This window comes from Pseudoalteromonas carrageenovora IAM 12662, from assembly GCF_900239935.1.
GTDB lineage: Bacteria > Pseudomonadota > Gammaproteobacteria > Enterobacterales > Alteromonadaceae > Pseudoalteromonas > Pseudoalteromonas carrageenovora.
Genome location: NZ_LT965928.1, coordinates 49,556 through 71,967 on the forward strand (window position 1 = coordinate 49,556; position 22,412 = coordinate 71,967).

At 38.3% G+C, this 22,412-nt stretch carries 22 protein-coding genes, 2 tRNA genes and 1 riboswitch; of the genes, 10 read left to right on the plus strand and 14 right to left on the minus strand.

Going from position 1 to position 22,412, the window contains the following annotated elements:
• Positions 1 to 125 precede the first annotated feature (125 nt).
• Positions 126 to 716, plus strand: coding sequence for a DUF938 domain-containing protein (locus ALFOR1_RS00255; RefSeq protein WP_104641699.1), 591 nt, complete (start codon positions 126 to 128; stop codon positions 714 to 716).
• Here ALFOR1_RS00255 and ALFOR1_RS00260 read toward each other — a convergent pair.
• The 4 genes from ALFOR1_RS00260 to ALFOR1_RS00275 all read right to left on the minus strand — a co-directional run bounded on the left by ALFOR1_RS00260 (position 693) and on the right by ALFOR1_RS00275 (position 6,443).
• Positions 693 to 1,832: a GNAT family N-acetyltransferase gene (locus tag ALFOR1_RS00260; protein WP_058548814.1), complete on the minus strand. Its 1,140-nt coding sequence runs from the start codon at positions 1,830 to 1,832 to the stop codon at positions 693 to 695. The two genes, ALFOR1_RS00255 and ALFOR1_RS00260, sit on opposite strands and share 24 nt — an antisense overlap.
• Positions 1,829 to 3,205 carry an alpha/beta hydrolase gene (locus tag ALFOR1_RS00265; protein ID WP_104641700.1) on the minus strand — a complete coding sequence of 459 codons (1,377 nt, stop codon included), beginning with the start codon at positions 3,203 to 3,205 and terminating at the stop codon, positions 1,829 to 1,831. The genes ALFOR1_RS00260 and ALFOR1_RS00265 overlap by 4 nt, the downstream gene beginning before the upstream one ends.
• Positions 3,195 to 5,912 carry an ATP-binding protein gene (locus ALFOR1_RS00270; RefSeq protein WP_104641701.1) on the minus strand — a complete coding sequence of 906 codons (2,718 nt, stop codon included), beginning with the start codon at positions 5,910 to 5,912 and terminating at the stop codon, positions 3,195 to 3,197. The genes ALFOR1_RS00265 and ALFOR1_RS00270 overlap by 11 nt, the downstream gene beginning before the upstream one ends.
• A 75-nt stretch (positions 5,913 to 5,987) precedes the next feature.
• Complete coding sequence (locus tag ALFOR1_RS00275; protein ID WP_104641702.1) at positions 5,988 to 6,443, minus strand: Lrp/AsnC family transcriptional regulator; 456 nt, start codon at positions 6,441 to 6,443, stop codon at positions 5,988 to 5,990.
• Between the two features lie 134 nt (positions 6,444 to 6,577).
• Here ALFOR1_RS00275 and ALFOR1_RS00280 point away from each other — a divergent pair, with 134 nt between their 5' ends.
• Both ALFOR1_RS00280 and ALFOR1_RS00285 read left to right on the plus strand, forming a co-directional pair.
• Entirely contained in the window at positions 6,578 to 7,744 is a 1,167-nt protein-coding gene (locus tag ALFOR1_RS00280) for a PrnB family protein (protein WP_104641703.1), read from the plus strand.
• Between the two features lie 4 nt (positions 7,745 to 7,748).
• Positions 7,749 to 8,873, plus strand: a complete 1,125-nt coding sequence (locus tag ALFOR1_RS00285; RefSeq protein ID WP_104641704.1) for an aminotransferase class V-fold PLP-dependent enzyme — start codon at positions 7,749 to 7,751, stop codon at positions 8,871 to 8,873.
• On the opposite strand, the gene ALFOR1_RS00290 is transcribed toward ALFOR1_RS00285, so the two are convergent.
• From ALFOR1_RS00290 to ALFOR1_RS00305, 4 genes are all read right to left on the minus strand, one after another.
• Positions 8,857 to 9,342, minus strand: a complete 486-nt coding sequence (locus tag ALFOR1_RS00290; RefSeq protein ID WP_104641705.1) for an RNA-binding protein — start codon at positions 9,340 to 9,342, stop codon at positions 8,857 to 8,859. The genes ALFOR1_RS00285 and ALFOR1_RS00290 overlap by 17 nt on opposite strands.
• A gap of 418 nt (positions 9,343 to 9,760) precedes the next feature.
• Positions 9,761 to 9,853, minus strand: a tRNA-Ser gene (locus ALFOR1_RS00295).
• A gap of 53 nt (positions 9,854 to 9,906) precedes the next feature.
• Positions 9,907 to 9,997, minus strand: a tRNA-Ser gene (locus tag ALFOR1_RS00300).
• 219 nt (positions 9,998 to 10,216) lie between these two features.
• A complete protein-coding gene (locus tag ALFOR1_RS00305; protein ID WP_173827025.1) occupies positions 10,217 to 10,357 on the minus strand; it encodes a hypothetical protein in 141 nt (46 codons plus the stop codon).
• A 327-nt stretch (positions 10,358 to 10,684) separates the two neighbouring features.
• On the opposite strand from ALFOR1_RS00305, the gene ALFOR1_RS00310 reads away from it, so the two are divergent.
• Positions 10,685 to 11,554: a diacylglycerol/lipid kinase family protein gene (locus ALFOR1_RS00310; protein WP_104641706.1), complete on the plus strand. Its 870-nt coding sequence runs from the start codon at positions 10,685 to 10,687 to the stop codon at positions 11,552 to 11,554.
• A 35-nt stretch (positions 11,555 to 11,589) separates the two neighbouring features.
• On the opposite strand, the gene ALFOR1_RS00315 is transcribed toward ALFOR1_RS00310, so the two are convergent.
• Positions 11,590 to 12,519 (minus strand): DMT family transporter, encoded by a 930-nt coding sequence (locus tag ALFOR1_RS00315; RefSeq protein ID WP_058548809.1) that lies wholly within the window; start codon positions 12,517 to 12,519, stop codon positions 11,590 to 11,592.
• Between the two features lie 101 nt (positions 12,520 to 12,620).
• Here ALFOR1_RS00315 and ALFOR1_RS00320 point away from each other — a divergent pair, with 101 nt between their 5' ends.
• Positions 12,621 to 14,066 carry an aminotransferase-like domain-containing protein gene (locus tag ALFOR1_RS00320; RefSeq protein ID WP_058548808.1) on the plus strand — a complete coding sequence of 482 codons (1,446 nt, stop codon included), beginning with the start codon at positions 12,621 to 12,623 and terminating at the stop codon, positions 14,064 to 14,066.
• Between the two features lie 78 nt (positions 14,067 to 14,144).
• Here ALFOR1_RS00320 and ALFOR1_RS00325 read toward each other — a convergent pair whose 3' ends face one another.
• Entirely contained in the window at positions 14,145 to 14,942 is a 798-nt protein-coding gene (locus ALFOR1_RS00325) for a YggN family protein (RefSeq protein WP_104641707.1), read from the minus strand.
• A gap of 390 nt (positions 14,943 to 15,332) precedes the next feature.
• On the opposite strand from ALFOR1_RS00325, the gene ALFOR1_RS00330 reads away from it, so the two are divergent.
• Positions 15,333 to 15,518 (plus strand): PA3496 family putative envelope integrity protein, encoded by a 186-nt coding sequence (locus ALFOR1_RS00330; RefSeq protein WP_082660591.1) that lies wholly within the window; start codon positions 15,333 to 15,335, stop codon positions 15,516 to 15,518.
• A 118-nt stretch (positions 15,519 to 15,636) separates the two neighbouring features.
• Here ALFOR1_RS00330 and ALFOR1_RS00335 read toward each other — a convergent pair whose 3' ends face one another.
• The 3 genes from ALFOR1_RS00335 to ALFOR1_RS00345 all read right to left on the minus strand — a co-directional run bounded on the left by ALFOR1_RS00335 (position 15,637) and on the right by ALFOR1_RS00345 (position 17,235).
• The gene (locus tag ALFOR1_RS00335) at positions 15,637 to 16,128 is read right to left on the minus strand and encodes a glutathione peroxidase (protein WP_104641708.1); all 492 of its coding nucleotides are present in this window, start codon (positions 16,126 to 16,128) and stop codon (positions 15,637 to 15,639) included.
• A gap of 106 nt (positions 16,129 to 16,234) precedes the next feature.
• Complete coding sequence (locus ALFOR1_RS00340) at positions 16,235 to 16,534, minus strand: AzlD domain-containing protein (protein ID WP_104641709.1); 300 nt, start codon at positions 16,532 to 16,534, stop codon at positions 16,235 to 16,237.
• Entirely contained in the window at positions 16,534 to 17,235 is a 702-nt protein-coding gene (locus ALFOR1_RS00345; RefSeq protein WP_058548803.1) for an AzlC family ABC transporter permease, read from the minus strand. The genes ALFOR1_RS00340 and ALFOR1_RS00345 overlap by 1 nt, the downstream gene beginning before the upstream one ends.
• A gap of 107 nt (positions 17,236 to 17,342) precedes the next feature.
• On the opposite strand from ALFOR1_RS00345, the gene ALFOR1_RS00350 reads away from it, so the two are divergent.
• From ALFOR1_RS00350 to ALFOR1_RS00365, 4 genes are all read left to right on the plus strand, one after another.
• A complete protein-coding gene (locus ALFOR1_RS00350; protein WP_058548802.1) occupies positions 17,343 to 17,999 on the plus strand; it encodes a cytochrome b/b6 domain-containing protein in 657 nt (218 codons plus the stop codon).
• A 90-nt stretch (positions 18,000 to 18,089) separates the two neighbouring features.
• A riboswitch (cyclic di-GMP riboswitch) is annotated at positions 18,090 to 18,181 on the plus strand.
• A gap of 95 nt (positions 18,182 to 18,276) precedes the next feature.
• Positions 18,277 to 18,846 (plus strand): hypothetical protein, encoded by a 570-nt coding sequence (locus ALFOR1_RS00355; protein WP_058549155.1) that lies wholly within the window; start codon positions 18,277 to 18,279, stop codon positions 18,844 to 18,846.
• A gap of 147 nt (positions 18,847 to 18,993) precedes the next feature.
• Positions 18,994 to 21,069, plus strand: coding sequence for a S9 family peptidase (locus ALFOR1_RS00360; protein WP_104641710.1), 2,076 nt, complete (start codon positions 18,994 to 18,996; stop codon positions 21,067 to 21,069).
• 60 nt (positions 21,070 to 21,129) lie between these two features.
• A complete protein-coding gene (locus ALFOR1_RS00365) occupies positions 21,130 to 21,531 on the plus strand; it encodes a hypothetical protein (RefSeq protein ID WP_058548800.1) in 402 nt (133 codons plus the stop codon).
• Positions 21,532 to 21,550: 19 nt separating this feature from the next.
• On the opposite strand, the gene ALFOR1_RS00370 is transcribed toward ALFOR1_RS00365, so the two are convergent.
• Positions 21,551 to 22,312, minus strand: a complete 762-nt coding sequence (locus ALFOR1_RS00370) for a LytR/AlgR family response regulator transcription factor (protein ID WP_058548799.1) — start codon at positions 22,310 to 22,312, stop codon at positions 21,551 to 21,553.
• Positions 22,313 to 22,412: the final 100 nt, after the last annotated feature.

The window sequence follows — 22,412 nt, forward strand, 5'->3', positions numbered from 1 at the left end:
TAAAATAGCTAACTTTTAATATATTGATAAATATAAAAATTTTATTTTTTAGGGTTTTACTAAGTACAAAGTAATCAAAATTTGCTTTACTGTTGTGCATTAGCCTACAACTTTGGTGCAAACCTATGACAAAGCCATTTTCACAAGCGTGTGAAAACAACAAAGCTCCTATTTTGGCGCAGTTAAAAAAAGCATTTAAATCAAGTTGCAGTGTGCTTGAGATTGGTTCTGGTACGGGGCAGCATAGCGTGTTTTTTGCCGAACAATTACCTCACTTACAATGGTATACAAGTGATCGCGCTATAAACCATGAGGGGATCAGGTTATGGCACGCCCAGGTAAGCCTCAATAATTTACACGCACCACTTACGCTTGATTTAAGCCACGATTGGCCGATTGATAAAGTAGATGCAATATTCACGGCAAATACGTTTCATATAATTAGTTGGCAGTTGGTAGAGCGTTTTTTTGACGGAGTTAAGCGCCATTTAAATAACGAAGGTATGTTATGTATTTATGGGCCGTTCAAATATCAAGGTAAATTTACCAGCCCAAGTAATGATGACTTCAATACGTTTTTAATAGATCGCGACCCGTTAAGCGGGATAAGGGATTTTGAAGCAGTTGAGGGCTTGGCAAAACAGGCAGGACTTTCGCTTATTAGCGATACAGCCATGCCTGCAAATAATCAGTTACTCGTTTTTAAACGGCAGTAACTCAGCACACTGATCTTTATAGATATGAATGTGTTGGCTCTCTCTTTTAAGGTAATCACTAATAGCATTACTAAAGTCGCCATCAACAATGTGGTGAGCAGAGTAGGTAAGTACGGGCTCAAACCCGCGCGCTATTTTATGCTCACCTTGCGCCCCAGAATGAAAGCAGCTCAGGTTATGCTTAATAGCAAACTCAATACCTTGGTAATAGCACAGTTCAAAATGCAGTGAATCAACATCCTCGTTTGCACCCCAATAGCGCCCATAAAGCGTGTTTTCGCCAATTAAACTAAGTGTTGCTGCAATTACTTTATCGTCTTTTTTTGCGAGCATAATAACGAGTTGTTCGCTCATTAGCGCATGTAACAGTATAAAAAATTCCATATTTAAATACCCTAAATGCCCAGAGCGCTTTAAATAAGTACGCTGATAAAACTCGCAAAAAAGCTGCATGATTTCGGGGGTTATTTGCACGCCATGTAGCCATTCAATAGTTATATTTTGCTGGACTATTTTAGCGCGCTCTTTTTTAAGTGTTTTACGTTTTCGTGCAGTTAAGGTCTGTAAAAAGTCATCAAAGGTATTAAAGCCTTTGTTAAACCACTGAAACTGCACTCCCACTCTTTGCATTACTCGCTCTGTACAAAGTGAATTTGCCTGTGCTTGTTCACAAAAATTTATATGCCAGCCAGACCAACTTTGATCAATGCTGTGTGTGTTTAGCTGCTCTTTTATGTAGTGATATACCAAGTCGTGATCATTGTGCTCTATGGCAATTCGCTTACCTTCAATAGGGCTAAAAGGCACACCACATAGCCACTTAGGGTAATATTCTAACCCGTGTTGCTCGTATGCTTCTGCCCATGCCCAATCAAATACGTACTCTCCGTATGAATGGCTTTTTAAATACCCAGGCGCTAATGCAATGAGTTTATTATTTTCATACACTGCTAGGTGCTTAGGCTGCCAGCCTGTTTGCTCATTTACGCATTGGCTTTGCTCCAAGGCATATAAAAATGCGTGGCATGTAAAGGGCTCGCTGCCAAATAAGCGTTGCCATTCATTGGCATCTATTTGATTTATGCTTGTAAACCATTGGTGCGAAAGAGCACTCATAACTGCTTACCTTTTATGTGTTCTAGGTTTTTAATAAATATTGAAATTTGTTTTTCCAGCTCGTTAAAGTGTGGATTAAAAGTGAGCCGCTGTAATGCAGGATAGTTTTTTAAATTTGCTTTTGTACGTTCACCTAATTGTGGGTGTGGTGTTGTTTTACAGGTTTGATACTGAGCATCGTCGTTAATAAAACTACCACAATTACGATAGGTAGCATCTACGCCGTAGTGTGGGTTTTGTGGCGAGTTAACAATCGCAATATGCGATATACCATGAATACTTTTACATCGTTTTGTCGTGCACTTTGGGTTTATTACTTTGTAATTAGCAGCAAATCCTGCAGGCAAAGTATCAGTATTGCCATAAAATACTAAAGTATCGCGTGTTTTATATTTAGGCGAGTTACCCTTATGCAGGGCACTTAATAATTTAAGCGAAGCGCGCGTATCAATTGTGGTATCAATATCACTAAGTACACTAAAAATAGGTAGTTTAAGTGCGGAGCGTTTACTTAATTGATCAATACTTACCAATTGCATGGCATCGTATGAGGCTGCAGCAGCATGAAAAGGGAATGACTCATACTTAGCAAAATCAATATCAGCGTCTTTATCTATCCAATCTACAAATGGAATAGCGTCTATCCATTTAGCAAGCCAGCCATTTTTATTATGTGGCTCAGTACCAGGTGAATACAACATAAGTGCTTTAATTTTAGGTGATGGCGTTTGCTTTGTTAGGTAATCAATAACGAGTGCAGCACCTGTAGAGTAGCCACCTAATATGACCTCATCAAAATCGGTTAAAGCGCGGTTTACTCCATAATTTACTGCTTTTTGCCATTGCTTTACGTCTACGTTTTGTAATGCACTCGCAGCGCTTCCATGGCCGGGTAATAAAAGCGTGCGAACGCTATAACCTTGCTCGTAGTAAATGCGTGCTAAATCGTGATAAGTAAAAGGGGAGTCTGTTAGTCCGTGTATTAACAAGGCAACCTTGTTACTTGCTGGGTGCTTAAGTTCAAAGGGGGCAATAATATCGGCAATATTAGGATTTGTGGTTCGTACACCTTGCTTAACAAGTTGTTTGTAGGTATCAGTTATTACAGGGCATGGTAAGTTTGCACGCGGGTTTGCTTTATTAATATGATCATACGCATAATCTAAATAGCGCTGAAATGGCAAAAGGGCTTGATAATTGAATGACTGGTGGGTGTGCTCGTTTTCAAACCTAAATAACCCTTGCTGCTTAGCTTTTAGTATAAAGCTAAAGCTGCTGCTTTGAGTAATACAGTCTTGAGCTGCAGCAAGGTGAGATAAAATACTTAAAACAAAACCTATACAAACTTTTAAAACTAACCCGTTATTGTTCATTTACTTCTGCATATTGGACAAGGCACTCGGTTAGCTTAATGAGTTCGAGTGGTTTTGCAAGGTGCAGATTAAACCCTACTGCACGAGCATGCGCTTTATCCTCTGGCATTACGTCGGCAGTTAAAGCAATAATGGGTAGCTCTTGTTCTGTTTTAAATTGCCTAATTAGCGCTGTGGCTCTATAGCCATCCATAACCGGCATTTGGCAATCCATAAGTACTAAATCAAATTTTTGTAGTTTTACTGCATTAACAGCAAGCTCACCATTATCTACAATTTTTGGCACTATGCCTAAAGAGCCCAGCATTGCTTTAATCACCATTTGGTTAACAGGGTTGTCTTCGGCAACGAGAATGTCTAGTGATGCAATATTTGTATCTGCATATGCAATTTCAGGTGACTCCTCAGGCTCTGTAGTAGGAAGAGTGATAGCAAGTGTAAAGGTTGAGCCTTTTCCAAGCTCACTTTGTAGAGCTAAATTAGCCCCCATTAGTTGGCTCAGCTCTTTTGCTATTGTTAAACCAAGCCCTGTACCACCAAATTGCCTTGATGTGGAGCTATCAGCTTGAGTAAATGCATTAAATAGTTTTTTATGTTGGCTTGGTTTTATGCCAATTCCCGTATCTATTACATCAATGGTAATTTGTACTTTATTAGCGGCAGTAAATTCACCTGCAATATTTAATGCAACGCTTCCTTCATTTGTAAATTTAACCGCATTACTGCACAAGTTAAGGAGTATTTGCTCTATACGCATTGGGTCGCCAATGTACCACGTGTTTACTGGTAGCTTGCACTCTACTTGCCAGTTTATTCCTTTGTTAAAGGCGCTTTGTTCAAACATATTATTTATACGAGAAACTAATGCATGAAAGTCGAATGATATCGATTCCATCGCGAGCTTTTGCGACTCTATTTTTGATATGTCGAGAATGTCGTTAATTAAATTTAATAAGCTTTTAGATGAGGAGTTTATTTTGTCTAAGTAGCCTACCAATGTTTTAGTGTCGTCGACTTCGCGTGCTAACGACGAAAACCCAATAACAGCATTAAGAGGTGTGCGTATTTCGTGACTCATATTAGCCAAAAATTGACTTTTAGCCTGATTGGCAAGATCAGATTGCTTTTTAGCTTGCGCCAATGAATGGGTGCGCTCTGCTACTTGGCGAGTAAGCTCTACTTGCTGCTGATTAAATAATAATAAAATAAGTAAAATAAGTGAGCACACAGCGACCTGTAAAATAAGTAGTAGTAATGTAAGTTGGTTGTTGTGCTGGGCTAAAAACCCTTCTTTAAGCGCAAGTTTAACAATCCACCGCTGACCACTAAAATCAACATTAAAAGTCATAATTCGACTCCCCGCAGCTTGGTCAAAGCCTTTGGAGTTACTATAAAAGGGGGGGTTATTAATATCCTCATAAATATTAATAGCGAACATATCTGATTGCGCTTTTGAAATAGCCTGATTAATAATGTTGTCTACTAAAAATACACCCGTTGCATAGCCTTTAACAGGATCAGCTTCATTATCTTGATAGTACACAGGAGCAAAAAGTAAGTAAGCGGGGGTCGGTTCTTTGGTTTGTACGAGCTGAATAATTTTAGTACCTACAGGTTGAAATCTTATAGTCGGGTTAAGTAGGGATTCTTTTCTGTCAGCATTTGAAAACACATTAAAGCCAATCGCTTTTTGGTTACCATTAAATGGCGCTATGTATTTTACAATAACCATGGGGTCGTCTTTTTCTAACGGCTCACCGACTACATCGTAATCTAAATGGTAAATGTCAGAAATGGTTTGGGTAAACTCTTTGCGCTCGTCTTGTGATATTTTTACATTCCATGAAAGGGCTTTTATAAAAGAATGCTGAGTAAGTAACTCGCTCGCATAAGCGTAAAACTCTTGCTGACTAAGCTGTGAAGACGATTGTACTTGGCTTGCCAAACTCTGCACGGCAATAAGGCTGCGGTTAGTATAACGATAAAGGCTATTTTCAATTACGTGGACTTCTCGTTCGGCTATTTTTATTGTATTAGTGCGATTTTCACTATCGTAAAGCTGAGTTGTTACGGCTACCGATACAAATAAAACACTACACACAGCAATGGTTGGTATGGCAGAGATATGGTATTTACTTGAGGTTTTAGGTAATAACAAGAGTAAAAATGGCGTGGCAATTAATACGCCTAAGGTATCGCCAAGCCACCAATAAATCACGTTTCGCCAATGGTTATCTATACTGTACGCGGGGTTAAACTGGCTAAGTGCAAACACCCCAAAGTTAGCCGATATTAAGCTGGTTATGATTGCGACAAAAACAATAAAATAAATAATATTTTTACGGTTTTTAAAGCGCAGCGGATGGCCAAGCCAATATTTTAAAAGGGCTGCCCCCACCATCGCCTGAATAACAACTCCAAAGGCAATATACATAGCCTCATTAAACGAATTGCCAACAAGTACCATTTCGTGTGCTGAGTTATCAAAAATACTTAAATTAAATGTAATTGCAGCAATAAATAATGGCGGGATGAATCGCCACCACCAAATATAGCACCCAACTAAGGCAATGCCGGCAGGTAACCAAATAGGAATAATTTGCGAATTAAAGGCGAGCTTAGTAAGCGTAATTCCAACAAAAATATATGCCAAGGCAAACAAGATGTAAAAAATACTAGAGTGATATTTTGAATTAAAATCTTTCACTTAGGTCCTTGGCAATTATTGTTATTACTTTTTGAATAATCAGTATAGCTAACAGTAGCTTATTTGAGGAATTTTTTATAATGGCAATTGTTTTTTACTAAATGATTGTTTAAGTACTACGGTCGATTCTATATTTGCAATACAGCTCAATCCTCCTAGTTGGTGTTTTACAAACAGCTCATAGCTCTCTAAATCATGAGCTATTATTTTAAGTAAATAGTCATAACTTCCCGATATAACTGAGCACTCTAATACATGGGGGAGCTTTTCTACATGTTGTTCAAATTGCTGCGCTGCACTCACTGAATTTTGACCTAAGCGTACAAATGCATAAACCAAAACATTCAAATTAAGTGCTTTTGGATTAATTGCTGCATGATACCCCGTAATTACTCGCTCTTGTTCAAGCTTTTTAATACGCCTTAAACATGGAGTGTCTGAGAGATTAATGCTATTTGCTAATTCGCTCACGGTTAGACGAGCTTGTGCCTGTAAAGCGATAAGTAGTTGCTGATCTTTTTTATCTAACATGTTTGTTGGCTTTCATTATTTATTTTTATATTTATAGTGATTATTGCTAACTAAGACCATTTTTACTAACTTTTTTGACGTTTTACCCTCCTTGAACTCTGCTACATTTAATAAAAAATAATAGAGTACACACAATGAACACACATACGGCTATATTTGACCGCTGGATAAGAAAAGGTTTTGTAGAGATAAATAGCGAGCTTGAAAAGCTTTATTGGCAACAAGCTGATAAAGCAAATGTAGAGGGTATTGGAGAGACACTAAAAGAGCAGTTAGCCCTCGAAGGTAATGCGCTTATTATTAACTTACTCGCCGAGGGTAACACAGATGAAGGCTTTGATAGCGCTTTTGATTTACTAGGAAACGTAGGGCTTTTTATGGCCGCATGCCGCCGCCATGAAATAACTGAGCCAAGTCGTGAGAGTGCATCACCACTTGTTGAGGCATCAGCATTAGCAATGCATATTGGCGCCTCCATAGGCGTAACTCCTCGCTTTGCAACTGCACATTTAACCACACACAATAAAGCGGTCAATGGTATTTATAAGCGCTTTACTGATCTAGCCGACGAAAAATTATTTATAGATTACAACACTCAAGGTATTTTGGCTTATAAGCGCGCAAGTGATGCATTATTAAAAATAGTACCCCTGGGTATTTCACACCCCTTATGTGGTGAGCTTTTAAAAGTAGTTAAACATGCACTTATTGATGTTATTGAATCTAATAATGCGCTTTATGAGCAGCTAGATACAGAGCGCTTTTTTAATTGCGTACGTCCTTATTACAAGCCATACCGTGTAGGAAAAGAGATTTATAGAGGCGCCAATGCCGGTGATTTTGCAGGTATTAATGTGATCGACATGCTACTAGGAGTATGTAGTGCTAACGAGCCTAGTTACTCACAAATGCTGGTGGATAAATTTTTATACATGATGCCGGAAGATCAACAAATATTGCGTGAAGCAATGCGAATACAAAGCTTTATGGATGATTTCCTACAAGCGCAGCACTATAAAAATACCGACTGGTTTAAATCGCATGCAACGCTATTTATACAAGTATGTAAGTTACATGGAGACACGGCAATCGGTCATCATAATCAGCTAGTAGAAAAATTTATTGCCCAACCTTCAAAAAATATGCAAGAGCAACACATGAGCAAAGTGACAGCAAGCGGGCCGCCATTGCATGTGCTGCTTGACTCGCTTGAAAAACTCAGAGATAGACGTGCTTGCGCTAAGCGCGCTGATATTCAAACGCGATTTGACGACCTCAATACTTTAAAGCAGTGGGTGTAATAATATGTATAAAAATGATTTTTGTATGGCCGAGGGCAGCTATTTACTTAATCACTCAGTGGGGCGAGCGTTCAAAAATACTCAGCAGTACTTAGCTCAGCATTACTTTGCACCGTGGCAAGACTCTAATAAAGAGCCATGGCAGCAATGGCTACCTGCTGTTGAGCAATTTACTAAGGCATTAGGGGATTTATTTAACGCGCCGAGTCGCGAATTTTGCCCACAAGTAAACTTATCAAGCGCCTTAACGAAGTTATTGATGTCGCATCCTCAAATACAAAAAAAACAGTGTAATGTACTTATGGCGCAAAGCGATTTCCCTAGTATGGGTTTTGCTATGCAAAAATCGCTGCCCAAAGACGCAAAAATAACATTTATCCCGGAGTATGAAAATTTATCTGATATTAATGTGTGGGAGCAGTATTTAACTCCAAATATAGATTTAGTTTTTATTAGCCATGTTTATTCAAATACAGGAGTGCAGGCCCCTGTAAACGACATAGTGGCTTTGAGTAAGCGCACTAGTAGTTTATCTATCATTGATGTTGCTCAATCTGCAGGTGTTTTACCGCTTGATTTAACTGCACTTAATGCCGACTTTATGATTGGCTCAAGTGTTAAGTGGTTATGCGCAGGTCCTGGTGCTGCCTACTTATGGGTAAACCCTGAGCAGTTAGCTAGTTGCGAGCCTAAAGATGTTGGTTGGTTTTCACATCAAAACCCTTTTGAATTTAATATACATCACTTTGAATATAACAGCAGTGCACTTAAATTTTGGGGAGGAACGCCCTCAGTTGTCCCCTATATTATTGCTGCAAATAGCATTATGTATTTTGCAAAGCTTGGGGCTGACAAAGTAAGAGATCACAATTTTGCAATGCTAACGCTTATTCATCAGCAGCTAAAAGAGTACGTTGTGTCACCTACACATAGGCAACATTGCAGTGGGACGGTTATTTTAAACTTTGCAAAACATCAAAATGCAGTGCTTAAAGCGTTGGATGAGGCAAAAATTAGTGTCGATGAGCGAAAGCAGGGGATACGAGTATCGCCACATATTTATAATACGCGTGACGATATTACTCAATTTATTTTAGTTATACACAAAGTGCTTAAGGATTTTGGCTAAGTAGCTGCTTTTGTTGTTTTAAAGCGTTTATTTGCTGCTGCATCTGGTTAATTGAGGCGTCATAAGCCTCTTTTAACGCTGCTGTTTTAGTCGCTCTGGCATCGGCAATAGAAGATGCTCCTAAACGGTTTGCTTGATCTTGAGTTATATAACTAATTTGCTGGGCCTTTGCGGTGTATTCTTTTTGGCTTTGTTTTATTTCCAACTGTAGCTTTTTTATTTCACGATCTATTTCTTGAACTTTTAAAAAATTATCGACGGATGAGTCGGTAATCCCCTTACCTGGCGTTGAGCTTTTATATGCCTCAATCACATTTATTTCTTTAAGGGTGATAACTTGTGCGTCTTTTGCACAAGGTGTTTGGCTAAAAGTAGGCACGCCTTTAATAACACATTTATACACAGTCGTATTTTGTGCAAAGGAAATAAATGGTACTGCACACGCAAGTAGCAATATGAGCCTGATCATAGCTAAACCTAAATTGGCTAAAGTTATATCAATAATGCACTAAGTTATTGTTTGGCACAATTTGTTTAATTTTTATGAGGGATAGAAGGGCCTATAGAGGGCGTTTTAAAGGCGGCAATCATGGATAACATCATAAATTTATAATCAAGCTAGCGCTTACTAATCTATTTATGTGGTATCACTAAATTTTAGGCACAAAAAAACCACAATTAAGTGGCTTATATATAGTATATGGTGGAGAGGGAGGGATAGACTTGCTTACATCCATGTAATCAATCGCTGCGCGACGCTTGCAGCGGTCTAAAATGTTCCAGGCATTTTGTCGAACCCTGTCGAGGGTTCTCACCCTCCCAATTTAGTATTGGTGTTAAATTTTAGGCACAAAAAAACCACAATTAAGTGGCTTATATACAGTATATGGTGGAGAGGGAGGGATTCGAACCCTCGATAGAGCTACAAACTCTATACTCCCTTAGCAGGGGAGCTCCTTCGGCCACTCGGACACCTCTCCAACGCATAACCGTTTGTATTGATGGAAGTAAAATAAAGCCACCAATTAAAATGTGGTGGAGAGATAGGGATTTGAACCCTAGATAGGCTACAAACCTATGCCGGTTTTCAAGACCGGTGCATTCGACCACTCTGCCATCTCTCCGTGACGCAGAATAATACTTAGGTGATACCGCTGTGTAAATAGCAAAATGACTGTTTGCCTAAAAAATGTACGTAAATGAGGTTTTTTTTGTAAATAAGGGGAAATTAAGGCAATTTTTAATAAAATAAATAGATTGCAGCAAACAAGAGGAGCTAAATAAGTGACTTAATTTAGTGGTTGGGTGTTTGCTGCACCGAAAAAATAATCATAGTTGGGTGATTATTTATATTGAGCTGTGCCGCTAAGTGCTAGTCTTTTACCAATACGGTTAAGCTTGGCTAACATTTTTGCTTTGCGGTTAGTTGGTTTTACTGCAACGTGAGTATCAGCTGTTTGGTTTGGGGTATTTATTGGGTTCATTAATTTGCTCCGGGTTGTATCTGTTGAAATCGTGTGCATTTTGCACGTTGTTTGATTAAAAATAAAGCAATAAAAATTGAGCCTGAAGCATTAGTTAAACTAATGCGATTTTTATTTGTTAAGATTCGATTCAGTAAGTTTTTTTGTTTTTCTGCATAGTTATGTATATCTGGATAGTCTTTTTGGTCTTTTATATTGGGGTGTAGCCAGTTTTTTATTTTTTAGCATGCATTTAACTTATTATTTTTTGATTAGTTATTCAGATTAAAAAAATTTAATTAAAGCACTGATTATCTCGTTATCTATTTTATAGTTGGATATAAAAATTTGTCATTACTGATAATTGTTAAACCAAGCACTAAAAAACACAGTAAAAAGTCTTTAAATTGGCTTTTAGATACCTGTGAAACACGCCAGCTAACTTATTGTATTTTTTTTACTACGGGAAACTTTGAACACGACTGTGAACAAATAAAAGTGCAATTAAGTAAGGTCAGCAAAGTCGTTGTATTAGGTGGCGATGGTACTTTGCATTTGGCCGTTAACGCATTAATAGGGAGTCATTGTTCTTTAGCGCTGCTGCCCTGTGGTACCGGAAATGATTTTTCAAGAGGGTTTGATTGCCATATAGAACAATGGCGACAAGCGCTATTTAATCCACCCATTGCAATTGATATAGGAAAAATAAACACTCGTTACTTTATTAATATTGCCGGAGTGGGTTTTGATGCTCATGTAGTAAAAGCTATTAATGCTAAAGCGTGTTTTTCAGCGTTTGATTACAGCTGGATAAGCGCAAAAGAGTTGCTTTATTATAACGCTCAGCAATTAAAAGGAGTATTTAGTACCCAAACTATGCAATACCCTAATTTAATTACGGTGTTTGCAAATCATAAATACTTTGGCGGTGGCTTAAAGATTGCTCCCAATGCAGATTTAAGTGATGGACATCTTGAGTGTTATCAAATGCGCTCTGGCGGAGTGTTTTATAATGTACTGAGTTTTATAAAATTATTGTTTAAGCGCCACCAACATATTCAAAATCTTACTTATAGCCGCTTAACTAGCGCAGAAATAATGACTCAAGGCTTACTAATAGAAGCGGATGGAGAGCTGGTTGGAGAAACACCAGCAAAGATTAGTGTTCATACTGGTGCTTTACTTTTTCATTGCCCAATAAAAAAGCGCCTACAGTAGGGTAGGCGCTTTTGTGTTAGTTGCGTTAAACGCTTCTAACTGGGGACGGAGCCATTTTTAGCAATTACTCTATTTGCTAAAAAGGCATTAATTTGTTTTGTAGGGGTAAGCACGATGGCATTACCTAAAAGTACTAAGCTAAATCCTGCAAAGGTATTTGCATGCCACTCAAAGCCTTCAAAAAAGCTACTGAGTGTTACCGCAACAAGCGGGAACAGTACAATAACGTAGCTGGCTTTCTCAGGGCCAATATTTTTAAGTAGCGCAAAGTAGCAGCTAAACGCTATTACAGTGCCAAATATTGATAAATAAAGTAATGAAAGCCAGTAACTACTTGGTGCGTTTAAACTAAATTGCACATCGCTCATTAGTACATATAAAACTAAACCAATTGCGCTGTATAACATGCCCCAGGCATTGCCTTGGAGTACGCCAATTTGCTTGCGTGAGTTTCTTACGCTTACCATGTTTCCTAATGAAGCCACAAAGGTGCCACTAAGAGCAAGTAGTAACCCGACCAACGCACCATTACTCAAGTCGAACTGCTGTAGTTGTGGCCAAAATAGACACGTTATGCCCAGTACAGCAAGTACTGCGCCTGCATAGATTCGCTTAGATATAGGCTTTCCAAAAAATAATCGTGTATTTACTATATTCATAACCAGAAGCATAGAAAATGCAATTGAGGTCATGGCTGACGTTAAATAGTTTTGCGCCCAATAAAGCATTAAATAATTTAGGCTAAAGTTACATATTGCCAACAGCACAAAAAAACCATGGTCTACTAATGAAAAGCGCATGTCGGGTTTTTTGTACGCTACGTATAACCACATTAGCGCGGCTGCGATAGCAAAGCGATATAATAGCGACAGCTCTACAGCAATATCACCTAGCTGAAACTCTATAGCTAGCCAAGTAGAACCCCAAATTAAAACAGTTGTAATGTATAGCGCTGCACTTTTCATTGTCGATCCTAAATACCAGGTGAGTGGTTATTTTAAGAGCTAGCTGTATACTTACCATATACAGAAAAGTAAAAATGTAACCTATACAGATTTGGTGTGCGATGAACTTAAAAACCGTAAACAACAAACCCCCTGAATTTTTATATCAGCAAGTTATTCAACTTATTAAAGATATGAGCGAACAGCATGTTTTGTTGCCCGGCGAAAAGCTTCCATCTCTAAGAAAAATGGCTACTAACCTAAACATAAGTATTCCTACAGTAAAGCAGGCTTATCAAACGCTTGAAGATCAAGGCTTAATAGAGGCAAGAGAAAAATCAGGCTATTTTTTAAAAGCCGTCGCTATAGCACGCAGTCTTCCTAAGCGTGTAAAGCTAAGCCGCGAGCCTGTTATTGTTAATAAACAAGCGCTAATAGAGCAAGTATATAGTGCGATTCATCAAGTTAACGTAGTGCCTTTTGGTATCGCAAACCCCGTTGCGGCTGCCCCAACCGATAAAGCACTTGCGAGAAATATGCGCCGAGTGATGACAATTGCTGGTAACAGCGCCATTAATTATGGCCCAATGGATGGTTTTGTACCGTTAAAAAAGCAGCTTATACATTATTATTTGGGTTTTGGTATAGGTATTAATATAGACGAGCTGGTGATCACGAATGGCGCGCAAGAGGCGCTTGCAATAGCGCTTAAGTGTGTAACAAAGCCCGGTGATGCAGTTGCCATAGAGACCCCGTGTTATCACGGTATTATTGAATTAATAGAAAGTTTAGGCTTAAAAGCACTCGAAATACCTCTGTGTCCAGATAACGGAATTTGGCTTAACGACTTAGAGCAAGCATTAAACGATCACGACATTAAAGCATGTTTATTTTCTACTGCGATTAGCAATCCAGTTGGCAGCTTTATGAACGATAAAAATCGCAAGCAAATGGTAGAGCTAATAGAAAGCCATAACGTGGTACTTATTGAAGATGACGTTTACGGCGATCTATACTTTACCCCACAGCGAGGTACACCAGCGCAAACCTATTCAAAAAAAGGGCTCGTAATTAGCTGCTCCTCTTTTTCTAAAACGGCAGCGCCTAGCTATCGTGTTGGTTGGTTAATTGCAGGTAAGTACGCTCAGCAAGCTCGGCGCTATAAGCGCGCTTTAAGTTGCTCAACATCGTTAATTAATCAATGGACGTTATCGGAATTTATTGCCAGCGGTGAATACGATAGAAACTTAAAGGTATTAAGGCAGCGCTTGCGAACGAACAAAGACCGTATGCGCTTTTGTTTACAACAAGCCATGCCAAAAAATACCCGCATAAGTGACCCTCAAGGCGGCTGTGTTATTTGGCTCGACTTAGGTGGCGAGTACGATAGTCAAAAGCTTTTTTTACTGGCGCTTGAGGTAGGTATAAGCATAACGCCTGGGCTTATATTTTCTGCGACGAGTAAATATAAAAGCTGTTTTAGATTAAGTTATGGTGTGCAATGGAGTGAGCAAATGGAGCGCGCTATTATTACATTAGGTGAGCTTACTTTATTAGCTAAAAAATAATGTAAATCAGTACATAAAAAAGCAGCATTTAAGTAAACTTAAATGCTGCTAAAGGGATATTAAATATGGTTACTTGGGTTACTTAGTTGGTTTAATTGTAAATAACTCATAGCCTTGAAGCTCAGGTAACTGTGCTACTAATTGCTCTTCTTGCTTAGCAATGTCGGCAAAGTTGCCACATAAATCGTTAGCACGTTCTTCAAGTGCATTAGCATGTAGTTCTACTTTTTCTTCTATTTGTGCGCCCATATTTTCCATGCGCTGCTCAAATGCTTCCATATCACCACCTGAGCCTAATAATTCAGAGCCTAGTGCAACTAAAATGCTGCCCATTGATTGCATAACAGCAGACTCAACAGCCGTTTCTATTTGATTTTCGAATTGCTGCTCAAAGTTTTCACCAAACTGATTAAAGCTTTGCTGGCCCATAACAAAGGTGCCTTGCTGATAAAAAGTGTTTTCTACTTCTACTTTAATATCGTCCATCAGCTCAGACATATTATCTAAGCCATCAATATTAAATGCGTTGCCTACTTCAGCTAGTGCAACACCCGCAATTTTAACGCCTTCTAAAGCTATATTAGCTACTTCAGGTAATTGAGTGCGTAAGCTATCAGAGTAGGTGTTTAACGCTGCGCGTTGGTTGCTATTAAGGTTAATTAACTCACCGTTTATAGTTAAATCACCGTCAGTAGTGAACTGCATGGTGCGATTATTAGCTGTAAAAATTTCTAGTTCGTTTGGCTTAATACGTACATCATTTTTAAATTCAACATTGCACTGTTCATTACTAAATGAAATTGCAGAATCGTTATCGTTGTGAGCCATTGCAGCGGGCGTACAAATTAAAGCACTTACTAATAGTAATTTTTTCATGTTTGTTCTCTACTTTTTTGTTGATGACTATTAACTAATAACAAGTTTAGTGCCAGTTTTATTTGTTTATTATAAACAATGGGTTACGTGTTTATAGGCGGCTTAATAATGATGCTTTCATTAAGTAAATAACTATTTTTTAGTCAAATTGGCTAAAAAATAAAAAGTGATAAATTTTATTTATCGATACGATAAAAAACTCTCACTTTCCTCAATTCGAATTTAGCGCTATTTATTCACAATACTGACATGAAGACTATTTACGATAGCTACATGGCTTTATTTTGGTACTAATTTGTAAATCATATTTAGTACTGAACATTTTTAATTTCACCAATTATTGCGATTATAAAATCCTTAATTGGTCTCAAACACTTTATGGAGTGGGTTGTGGGTAAGACATTTAGTTACGATGCGCTAGATGATGATTTTGTTGAAGACGAATACGAAATGGTCGGGCGTAATCAACATGATAAAAACAAGCAAAAAGTTAAGAAAAAGTTGGAAGACTATCTTGAACAAAAACGCTTGCGTAAAAACCTAGGCGAAGACGATTTAAGCGATTACATAGAGTAAATTGTACTAGTAAAAATACATCGCCAGTTTTGTTTAGGTATTTATACGTGTGGTTATAAACATGTTTAACGCTTAGTTTTAACTGGCAATAAAGAGGCTATACGCCTCTTTATTAATTTTATGCCGTAATGTTTTTAAGTGCTTTTTGAATGGTTATTTCTAGCTTTTCAGGTTTAGTAAAAGGAGCATAGCGTTTAATTGGTGTGCCATCGGCCGCTATTAAAAACTTAGTGAAGTTCCATTTTATTTTACGTGTTAAAAAACCAGGTAATGCTGATTTTAGATAACGAAAAATAGGATGGGCATGCTCACCGTTTACATCGACTTTGGCCGACATTAAAAAACTAACACCGTAGTTAATTAAACAGCCTTGCTCTATTTGGGTGGCGTCGCCGGGCTCTTGCTGACCAAATTGATTACACGGAAAACCCAAAATAACCAAACCCTGGCTTGCATACTTATTATGTAAGGCCTGAAGAGACTCATACTGGTAGGTAAACCCACATTCACTCGCGGTATTTACGATAAGTACAACCTTCCCCTCAAAATCACTAAAGTTAATGGGCTGGCCTTGTAAGCTAGTTGTGCTTAATTGATAAAATTTGTGCATGATTGACGCTTATTATTGTTTCAAGCATTCTACTCGCTGATGCATACATCGAAAAGTATAAAGTTTCACCTGCAGTAATAAAAATCTATTAATAAATGTAGGGTGCTTAATTAAGTATTAAAAAAAGACCCATTCCAGCAAGGGTGGTGTAATAAATATTATGTGTTTTGTAAGCCACAATAACGGCCACAATAGCCGCGCTTAAATATGGGTTTTGCCAATTAAGGTTAATACCTTCTTCACTTAAAAATACAATAGGGACCCAAATAGCTGTTAGTACGGCTGGGGCACTAAAGCTTAAAAATTGCTGCATCTTGGGGCCTACCTTAAATGGTAAGGCACGGTGCAAAAATAAGTAACGCGTAAAAAAAGTAATACACGCCATAAGTAATATTGTGATCATCATTAGTGCGCGTCCTTCTTTGTGGTTATTCTTGATGTGAAGTAGCCTGCGCACATAGCAAGTAAAGCCGAACATACTAACCACAGCTCAAACCCTGTGCTTTTTAATAGAGTTGCGCTTATACCCGCTACTATAACGGTGACTAAGGTGGCTAAGTTTTTAACCCCCGGAATAACTAACGCTATAAACGTAGCTGCAATTGCAAAGTCTAGCCCTAGATTGGTTAAGTCAGGCAGCATAGAGCCCGCCACAATACCAATGAGTGTCCACAAGTTCCAAGCTATATAAAAGCTAAACCCGGCACTAAGTGCGTATATTAATCTTGTTTTTGTTCTATATGCTTTGCGATGATGCGAAAAAGCAAATAGCTCATCGGTTAATACAAAGCTGACCGGTAAGCGCCAGCGCATGGGTTTATCAATGACTTTATGACGAACAGCGAGGCCATATAAAAAATGACGAGAGCTGATAATAAACGTAGTAAATAAAATAGTGAGCAGCGGAGTATTACCCGCCATAAGCTCTATAGCGACTAATTGCGCAGAGCCTGCAAAAACTAAAAGTGACATAGCTTGGGTTTCTAAAGCGCTAAAGCCATTTTGAATAGCTAAAGAACCACACAAAATACCCCACGGAATAACCGCCAAACAAAGCGGCAGCATATCTAAAAAGCCCTTTAAAATAGCTTTTTTAGTTCCTTGCATGGTTTTTACTCATATGACTTGTAGAATGACTCATAAGGATACCTTAATATGATGATGTTAAAGTAGATAACATATTAAATAGTACTGTTTTATTTAGGGTGGGCGCAATGTCAAAAGTACAGGTTTGGGATAGCTTTATTAGAAGCTTTCATTGGTTATTAGTAATTAGTATTGCTGCGTTATATTTTAGTGCCGAAGAGGGCATGATTGAGCTACATTTTGTAATGGGCTTTTTTACGCTTGCACTTATTGTTACGCGCTTTATTTGGGGAGTGTTTGGCAGTAAAACAGCTAAAATTAGTGCGCTAATACATTCACCAAAGTCGGTAATTAGCGCATTTAAAACACCTACAGATGCACCAGGGCACTCCGCGCAGGGCAGCTATATGGTCATTTTGTTTTTTATACTTATTAGTACTCAGCTTTTAACAGGGCTAATGAGCAGTGATGGCATTTTAACAGACGGACCATTAGTTGAATATGTATCGAGCGATACCGTAGATTTTGCTAATTGGCTACACCACCTTAATTTTGACATTTTACTATATGCTATCGGTTTGCATGTGCTGGCTATTATTGTGTATAAATTTAAAGGCAAGCCTCTTGTAAAAGCAATGATTACAGGTACAAAAGAGCTTAGTAATGAAAATGCACAAGTAAAGCTTACTAAATCATCTTGGCCTGCGTGGGTGATCTTTTTGGGACTATTAGCGGTGCTAGCATTTAGCTGGGCCAAAGAGCCGTTAAATTATTTATTTAGCTAATAAATATACTAAAACCAATCTTTAAGGGTTGGTTTTTTCCATTGGTTACATTCTTTTGTTTGATTGTTGTGCGGTTGCTAATTATAATCGCCGAATTGTTGGCAAACTAACCTAAAGGTTAGGACGCAAAGTTTCCGGTCTAAGGTTTTACTTGTTAAAACTACGATAGCGGGGCTGCTGCACTGTGTATTATCGTGTATCTCTTGCCCTCAATGTATTTATTGTGTATCCATATACCATGGATAAAATTTTGTGACTCTAAGGTGTTGCTGTGTTTATGCATATGTCGCTGGCCTGCGGAACATGGTCAGCAATAGGTTGCTTAAATCATCATACCCAATTATTTATTGGTGATGTGGTGAGTGTAACTTTTTACGACATGCAAGGAGTGCTCGTTGATTTATCGTTTGATTATAAAATTACCTCTCTTGAAGAAGGTGAACCCCATGCTTGGCCACGTTTAGTCGCCGAGTATATAAACGTGCATGTGCCTTTAGTAAGTGCAGGACGAATGACTGAACAAGGGTTGGTTGTGGCGTATCGTCATAATGAAGTATTTGCTCTAGAAACAAGTGGTATTTGCAAAGCTGAAGTTAATTTTCATTGTATTGCTAAGTGCCATGAAAGCCCTGAAAAGTGCAGCCAGCAATACGATTATATATATCCAGAAAATATTAATAACTACAGCGCTGGTACAAAGGTACTACAACCTAAAACAGGGCATGTTTATCAATGCAAGCCATGGCCATTTAATGAGTTTTGCCGTGCAAGCGATGATGAAAAGCCTATGTTTGAACCTGGTGTAGGCAAAAGCTGGGCTATGGCTTGGCAAAAAGTACCTAGTTAAGTAAGTGTATTAAAGAGACTATCTTCCCAAAGGTATAACGGTTTTAGTGATGAAGCGTGTACCGTTTTAGCCCACCTAAGTATTGGGTGGGCTTTTTTATTTTTATGATAAACTGACCACATTGTTATTTTTTATATTGGTTATTTTGTGCCTCGTCCTGATTATTCTTTAAGTTTATTGCCTGATTTCCCTGTTGCTAAAAAGCAAGCTTATACATTAACTACTCACAATAAAGCGCGAGTCGATAATTATTATTGGATGCGTGATGATGAGCGTCAAAACGAAGATGTATTAGCGCACCTAAAAGCAGAAAACACCTATTGTGGTGCACAACTTGCGCCAATGAAGCCACTGCAAGAGGCTATTTTTGAAGAGCTAAAAGGGCGCATTGTAAAAGATGACAATACGGTGCCTGTAAAAGATGGTACTTACTGGTATCACTCAGAAGTACGTGGCGATGATGAATACTCTCGCCATTACCGAAGTACTAGCATGAGCACAGACAATAAAAGTCTGCTATTAGATGTAAATGAGCTTGCTACGGGTTATGAGTTTTTTGAATTAGGTGAAGTTGCCCTTAGCCCATGCGAGCAGCTGATGGCATATTCTGAAGATACTGAAGGGCGTCGAATTTATACCGTACGTTTTAAGAGTCTTTTAACAGATGAAATGCTTGATGACGTACTTGAAAATACCGAAGGGCAAATTGTTTGGGCAAATGATAATAAAACTGTTTTTTATGTAAAAAAAGACCTGCAAACGCTATTAGGTTTTCAGGTGTTTAGACACGAACTGGGTACCAAACAAAGTCAAGATGTGATGGTTTACGAAGAGCACGACAGTAGCTTTTTTATGGGTCTTGGCAAAAGCCGCGATGAAAGCTTAATTATTATTGATTTAGCGAGTACAGAAACAAACGATACATGGGTACTAGATGCTAATAACCCAAAAGGTGAGTTTAAAGCATTAATGCCCCGCGAAGAGGGTCACGAGTTTGATGTAGACAAACTTGGCGATACTTTTTACATAGTGACTAACTGGCAAGCTCAAAACTTTAGATTAATGACGGCGACTAGCCAAACTATTGAAGATAGAGCGCTTTGGCAAGAACATACTGCGCATCGCGAAAATGTATTGTTAGAGGGCGTTGAATTATTTAACGACTTTTTAGTACTGAGCGAGCGAGAGCAGGGGCAGGCGCGTTTCGTAGTTGTGAATAAGCACAATGAGCGTATGACATTAGAGTTTGATGACCCTTGTTATTATGCCGCAGTAGCGATGAACCCAGAGCCTGAGTCTAAAAGCGCGCGTATCTATTATTCGAGCCTAACAACGCCAGGTTCTTTATATGATGTTGATTTAACAACTGGTGCTAAAACATTACTCAAACAGCAAAAAGTGCTAGGTAGCTTTAATGCCGATGACTATGAATCTGAACGCTTAATGGTAACCGCGCGCGATGGTATTAAAGTACCTGTATCAATAGTGTATAAAAAAGACAGCTTTAAAAAGGATGGGACAAATCCTTTGTTTCAATACGGCTATGGCGCGTATGGTTATACAATTGATCCAAGTTTTTCGAGTACATCACTAAGCTTGCTCGATCGTGGGTTTGTATACGTAATTGCCCATGTTAGAGGCTCTGAAATGCTGGGGCGCCAATGGTATGAGCAAGGTAAAAAAGAGCACAAGCAAAATAGCTTTAACGACTTTATTGATGTAACTAAGGCATTAGTAGCGCAAGGCTATGGCGATAAAAATAAAATATTTGCATCGGGCGGTAGTGCTGGTGGCTTATTAATGGGTGCCGTTGTAAACCAAGCTCCAGAGCTATACTGCGGTATTGGTTGTCATGTTCCATTTTTAGATGTGCTTACCACAATGCTTGATGAGAGTATTCCACTTACCACCAACGAGTATGACGAGTGGGGTAACCCTAACGATCCTGCATTTTATAATGTAATTGAAGATTACTCACCGTACGATAATATTAGCGAGCAAAACTATCCGCATATGTTAATAACGACAGGCTTTCATGACTCACAAGTACAGTATTGGGAGCCAATGAAATGGGTAGCAAAAATGCGCGAGCTAAAAACTGATAGTAATATATTGGTGTTTAAAACTGACATGGATGCAGGCCATGGTGGTGCTTCAGGGCGATTTAAAAGCCTTGAAGAAAAAGCGCTTGAGATGGCCTTTTTTATTGCGCTTATAAATTAGCTGCAAAATTAAAAATTTGTATTAAGCTTTAATGAAGCACTGATATATAAAAGGTTATTTATGTTTGGAGCGCATGGCGAGTTTAATATTTGTTCTCAGCTGCCCACCATGTATTTAAAGCTGGTGGGGAGCTTTAATAATGAAGGAGTAACCTCATTAACTAATGGGGTTGTTCAGGAGTTAAGTACGCATCCTAAAGGGTCTATAAAGTTTGTTGTAGTCAACTTAGAAGAGTTTGAGCTACTAACAGTGGATAGCATGGATTCATTAGAAACTTATTTTTCTAGCGTAAAAGAGCGCGGCTACCAGCGAGTTGATTATTTATATGCCAACATTATTGCTAAAAATATGTTTGAAAAAGTCTGGCATAACAGCGATGTAGAAGTAAACTTTTATAAAAATTCAGAAAGTTACCTACATCAACATCCAGATGATGAGTATATAAAAACATATTGGCTGTAGTTTCACTATTACTAAGCCTCTAAGTTATGGGGCTTATTATACTTTCTAAGCAACCTTTATACCTTCTTGATAAATTTAAGAAAGTATCATTTTTAAGTTTTACTTTGTAATCGCCGCTATCAGTTGGCATTAGCTCAGTTATGGCTTGTTTTCTGACAAGCGTAGAGCGGTGTATACGTATAAACCCTTCTGGCTCTAATTGTTGTTCAATGTTTTTCATAGTTTCGCGATGTAAAACTGGCGCGCTCCCTTCAACAAAATGAAGCTCTACGTAATTTCCGGCACCATTAACCCAAACAATGTCTTTAATATCTATTAAGCGTACTTTACCTACATCTTTTACTACAATATGTGACGATGGCAATTTAGTATGTTCTTCATTAATATTTTGTTGGTATTTTTGCTCAGCAGCACTGGCGATTGGGCAAAGGTGAATAAGTTTTTCGAAGCACTTTTCTATTCTTGAGGTGGTTACATCGGTGGTTAAAAAGTCCACGGCTCCCACTTCAAAAGCAAAATTTGCAAAATGTCCTGACTGAGCAATAATCACTAACTTTAATTTTTTAGCAAGCTCAGTTAAATGAACTATTTGAGTCGGATCAGAGAGGTTAGTTAGCTCATAAAATAGCACATTATGTTGTAAAGTATCTATTTGATCTAAACGCTTATCAGGTATGTGAAGTTGAGAATTAAAATGCCTATGCGCTTGCACATGCTGAGTTAAAAATGTTGCAAATTTTGATGTGCTAATGTGAGTTAATGCGTGAAACGAAGCAATCATTATTGTATATCTCCTGCTGTATATAATAATAAAGACCGTGCATTTAAGAAAATATGTGACCAAATATGGTTTTTTATTAATATAAAATAGAAGTCGAAGT

Bases quoted from the DNA above. Each gene is read 5' to 3' on its own strand.
- ALFOR1_RS00255 (WP_104641699.1), top strand. From the start codon at position 126: ATGACAAAGCCATTTTCACAAGCGTGTGAAAACAACAAAGCTCCTATT.
- ALFOR1_RS00260 (WP_058548814.1), bottom strand. From the start codon at position 1,832: ATGAGTGCTCTTTCGCACCAATGGTTTACAAGCATAAATCAAATAGAT.
- ALFOR1_RS00265 (WP_104641700.1), bottom strand. From the start codon at position 3,205: ATGAACAATAACGGGTTAGTTTTAAAAGTTTGTATAGGTTTTGTTTTA.
- ALFOR1_RS00275 (WP_104641702.1), bottom strand. From the start codon at position 6,443: ATGTTAGATAAAAAAGATCAGCAACTACTTATCGCTTTACAGGCACAA.
- ALFOR1_RS00280 (WP_104641703.1), top strand. From the start codon at position 6,578: ATGAACACACATACGGCTATATTTGACCGCTGGATAAGAAAAGGTTTT.
- ALFOR1_RS00285 (WP_104641704.1), top strand. From the start codon at position 7,749: ATGTATAAAAATGATTTTTGTATGGCCGAGGGCAGCTATTTACTTAAT.
- ALFOR1_RS00290 (WP_104641705.1), bottom strand. From the start codon at position 9,342: ATGATCAGGCTCATATTGCTACTTGCGTGTGCAGTACCATTTATTTCC.
- ALFOR1_RS00305 (WP_173827025.1), bottom strand. From the start codon at position 10,357: ATGAACCCAATAAATACCCCAAACCAAACAGCTGATACTCACGTTGCA.
- ALFOR1_RS00315 (WP_058548809.1), bottom strand. From the start codon at position 12,519: ATGAAAAGTGCAGCGCTATACATTACAACTGTTTTAATTTGGGGTTCT.
- ALFOR1_RS00320 (WP_058548808.1), top strand. From the start codon at position 12,621: ATGAACTTAAAAACCGTAAACAACAAACCCCCTGAATTTTTATATCAG.
- ALFOR1_RS00325 (WP_104641707.1), bottom strand. From the start codon at position 14,942: ATGAAAAAATTACTATTAGTAAGTGCTTTAATTTGTACGCCCGCTGCA.
- ALFOR1_RS00335 (WP_104641708.1), bottom strand. From the start codon at position 16,128: ATGCACAAATTTTATCAATTAAGCACAACTAGCTTACAAGGCCAGCCC.
- ALFOR1_RS00340 (WP_104641709.1), bottom strand. From the start codon at position 16,534: ATGATGATCACAATATTACTTATGGCGTGTATTACTTTTTTTACGCGT.
- ALFOR1_RS00345 (WP_058548803.1), bottom strand. From the start codon at position 17,235: ATGCAAGGAACTAAAAAAGCTATTTTAAAGGGCTTTTTAGATATGCTG.
- ALFOR1_RS00350 (WP_058548802.1), top strand. From the start codon at position 17,343: ATGTCAAAAGTACAGGTTTGGGATAGCTTTATTAGAAGCTTTCATTGG.
- ALFOR1_RS00355 (WP_058549155.1), top strand. From the start codon at position 18,277: ATGCATATGTCGCTGGCCTGCGGAACATGGTCAGCAATAGGTTGCTTA.
- ALFOR1_RS00365 (WP_058548800.1), top strand. From the start codon at position 21,130: ATGTTTGGAGCGCATGGCGAGTTTAATATTTGTTCTCAGCTGCCCACC.
- ALFOR1_RS00370 (WP_058548799.1), bottom strand. From the start codon at position 22,312: ATGATTGCTTCGTTTCACGCATTAACTCACATTAGCACATCAAAATTT.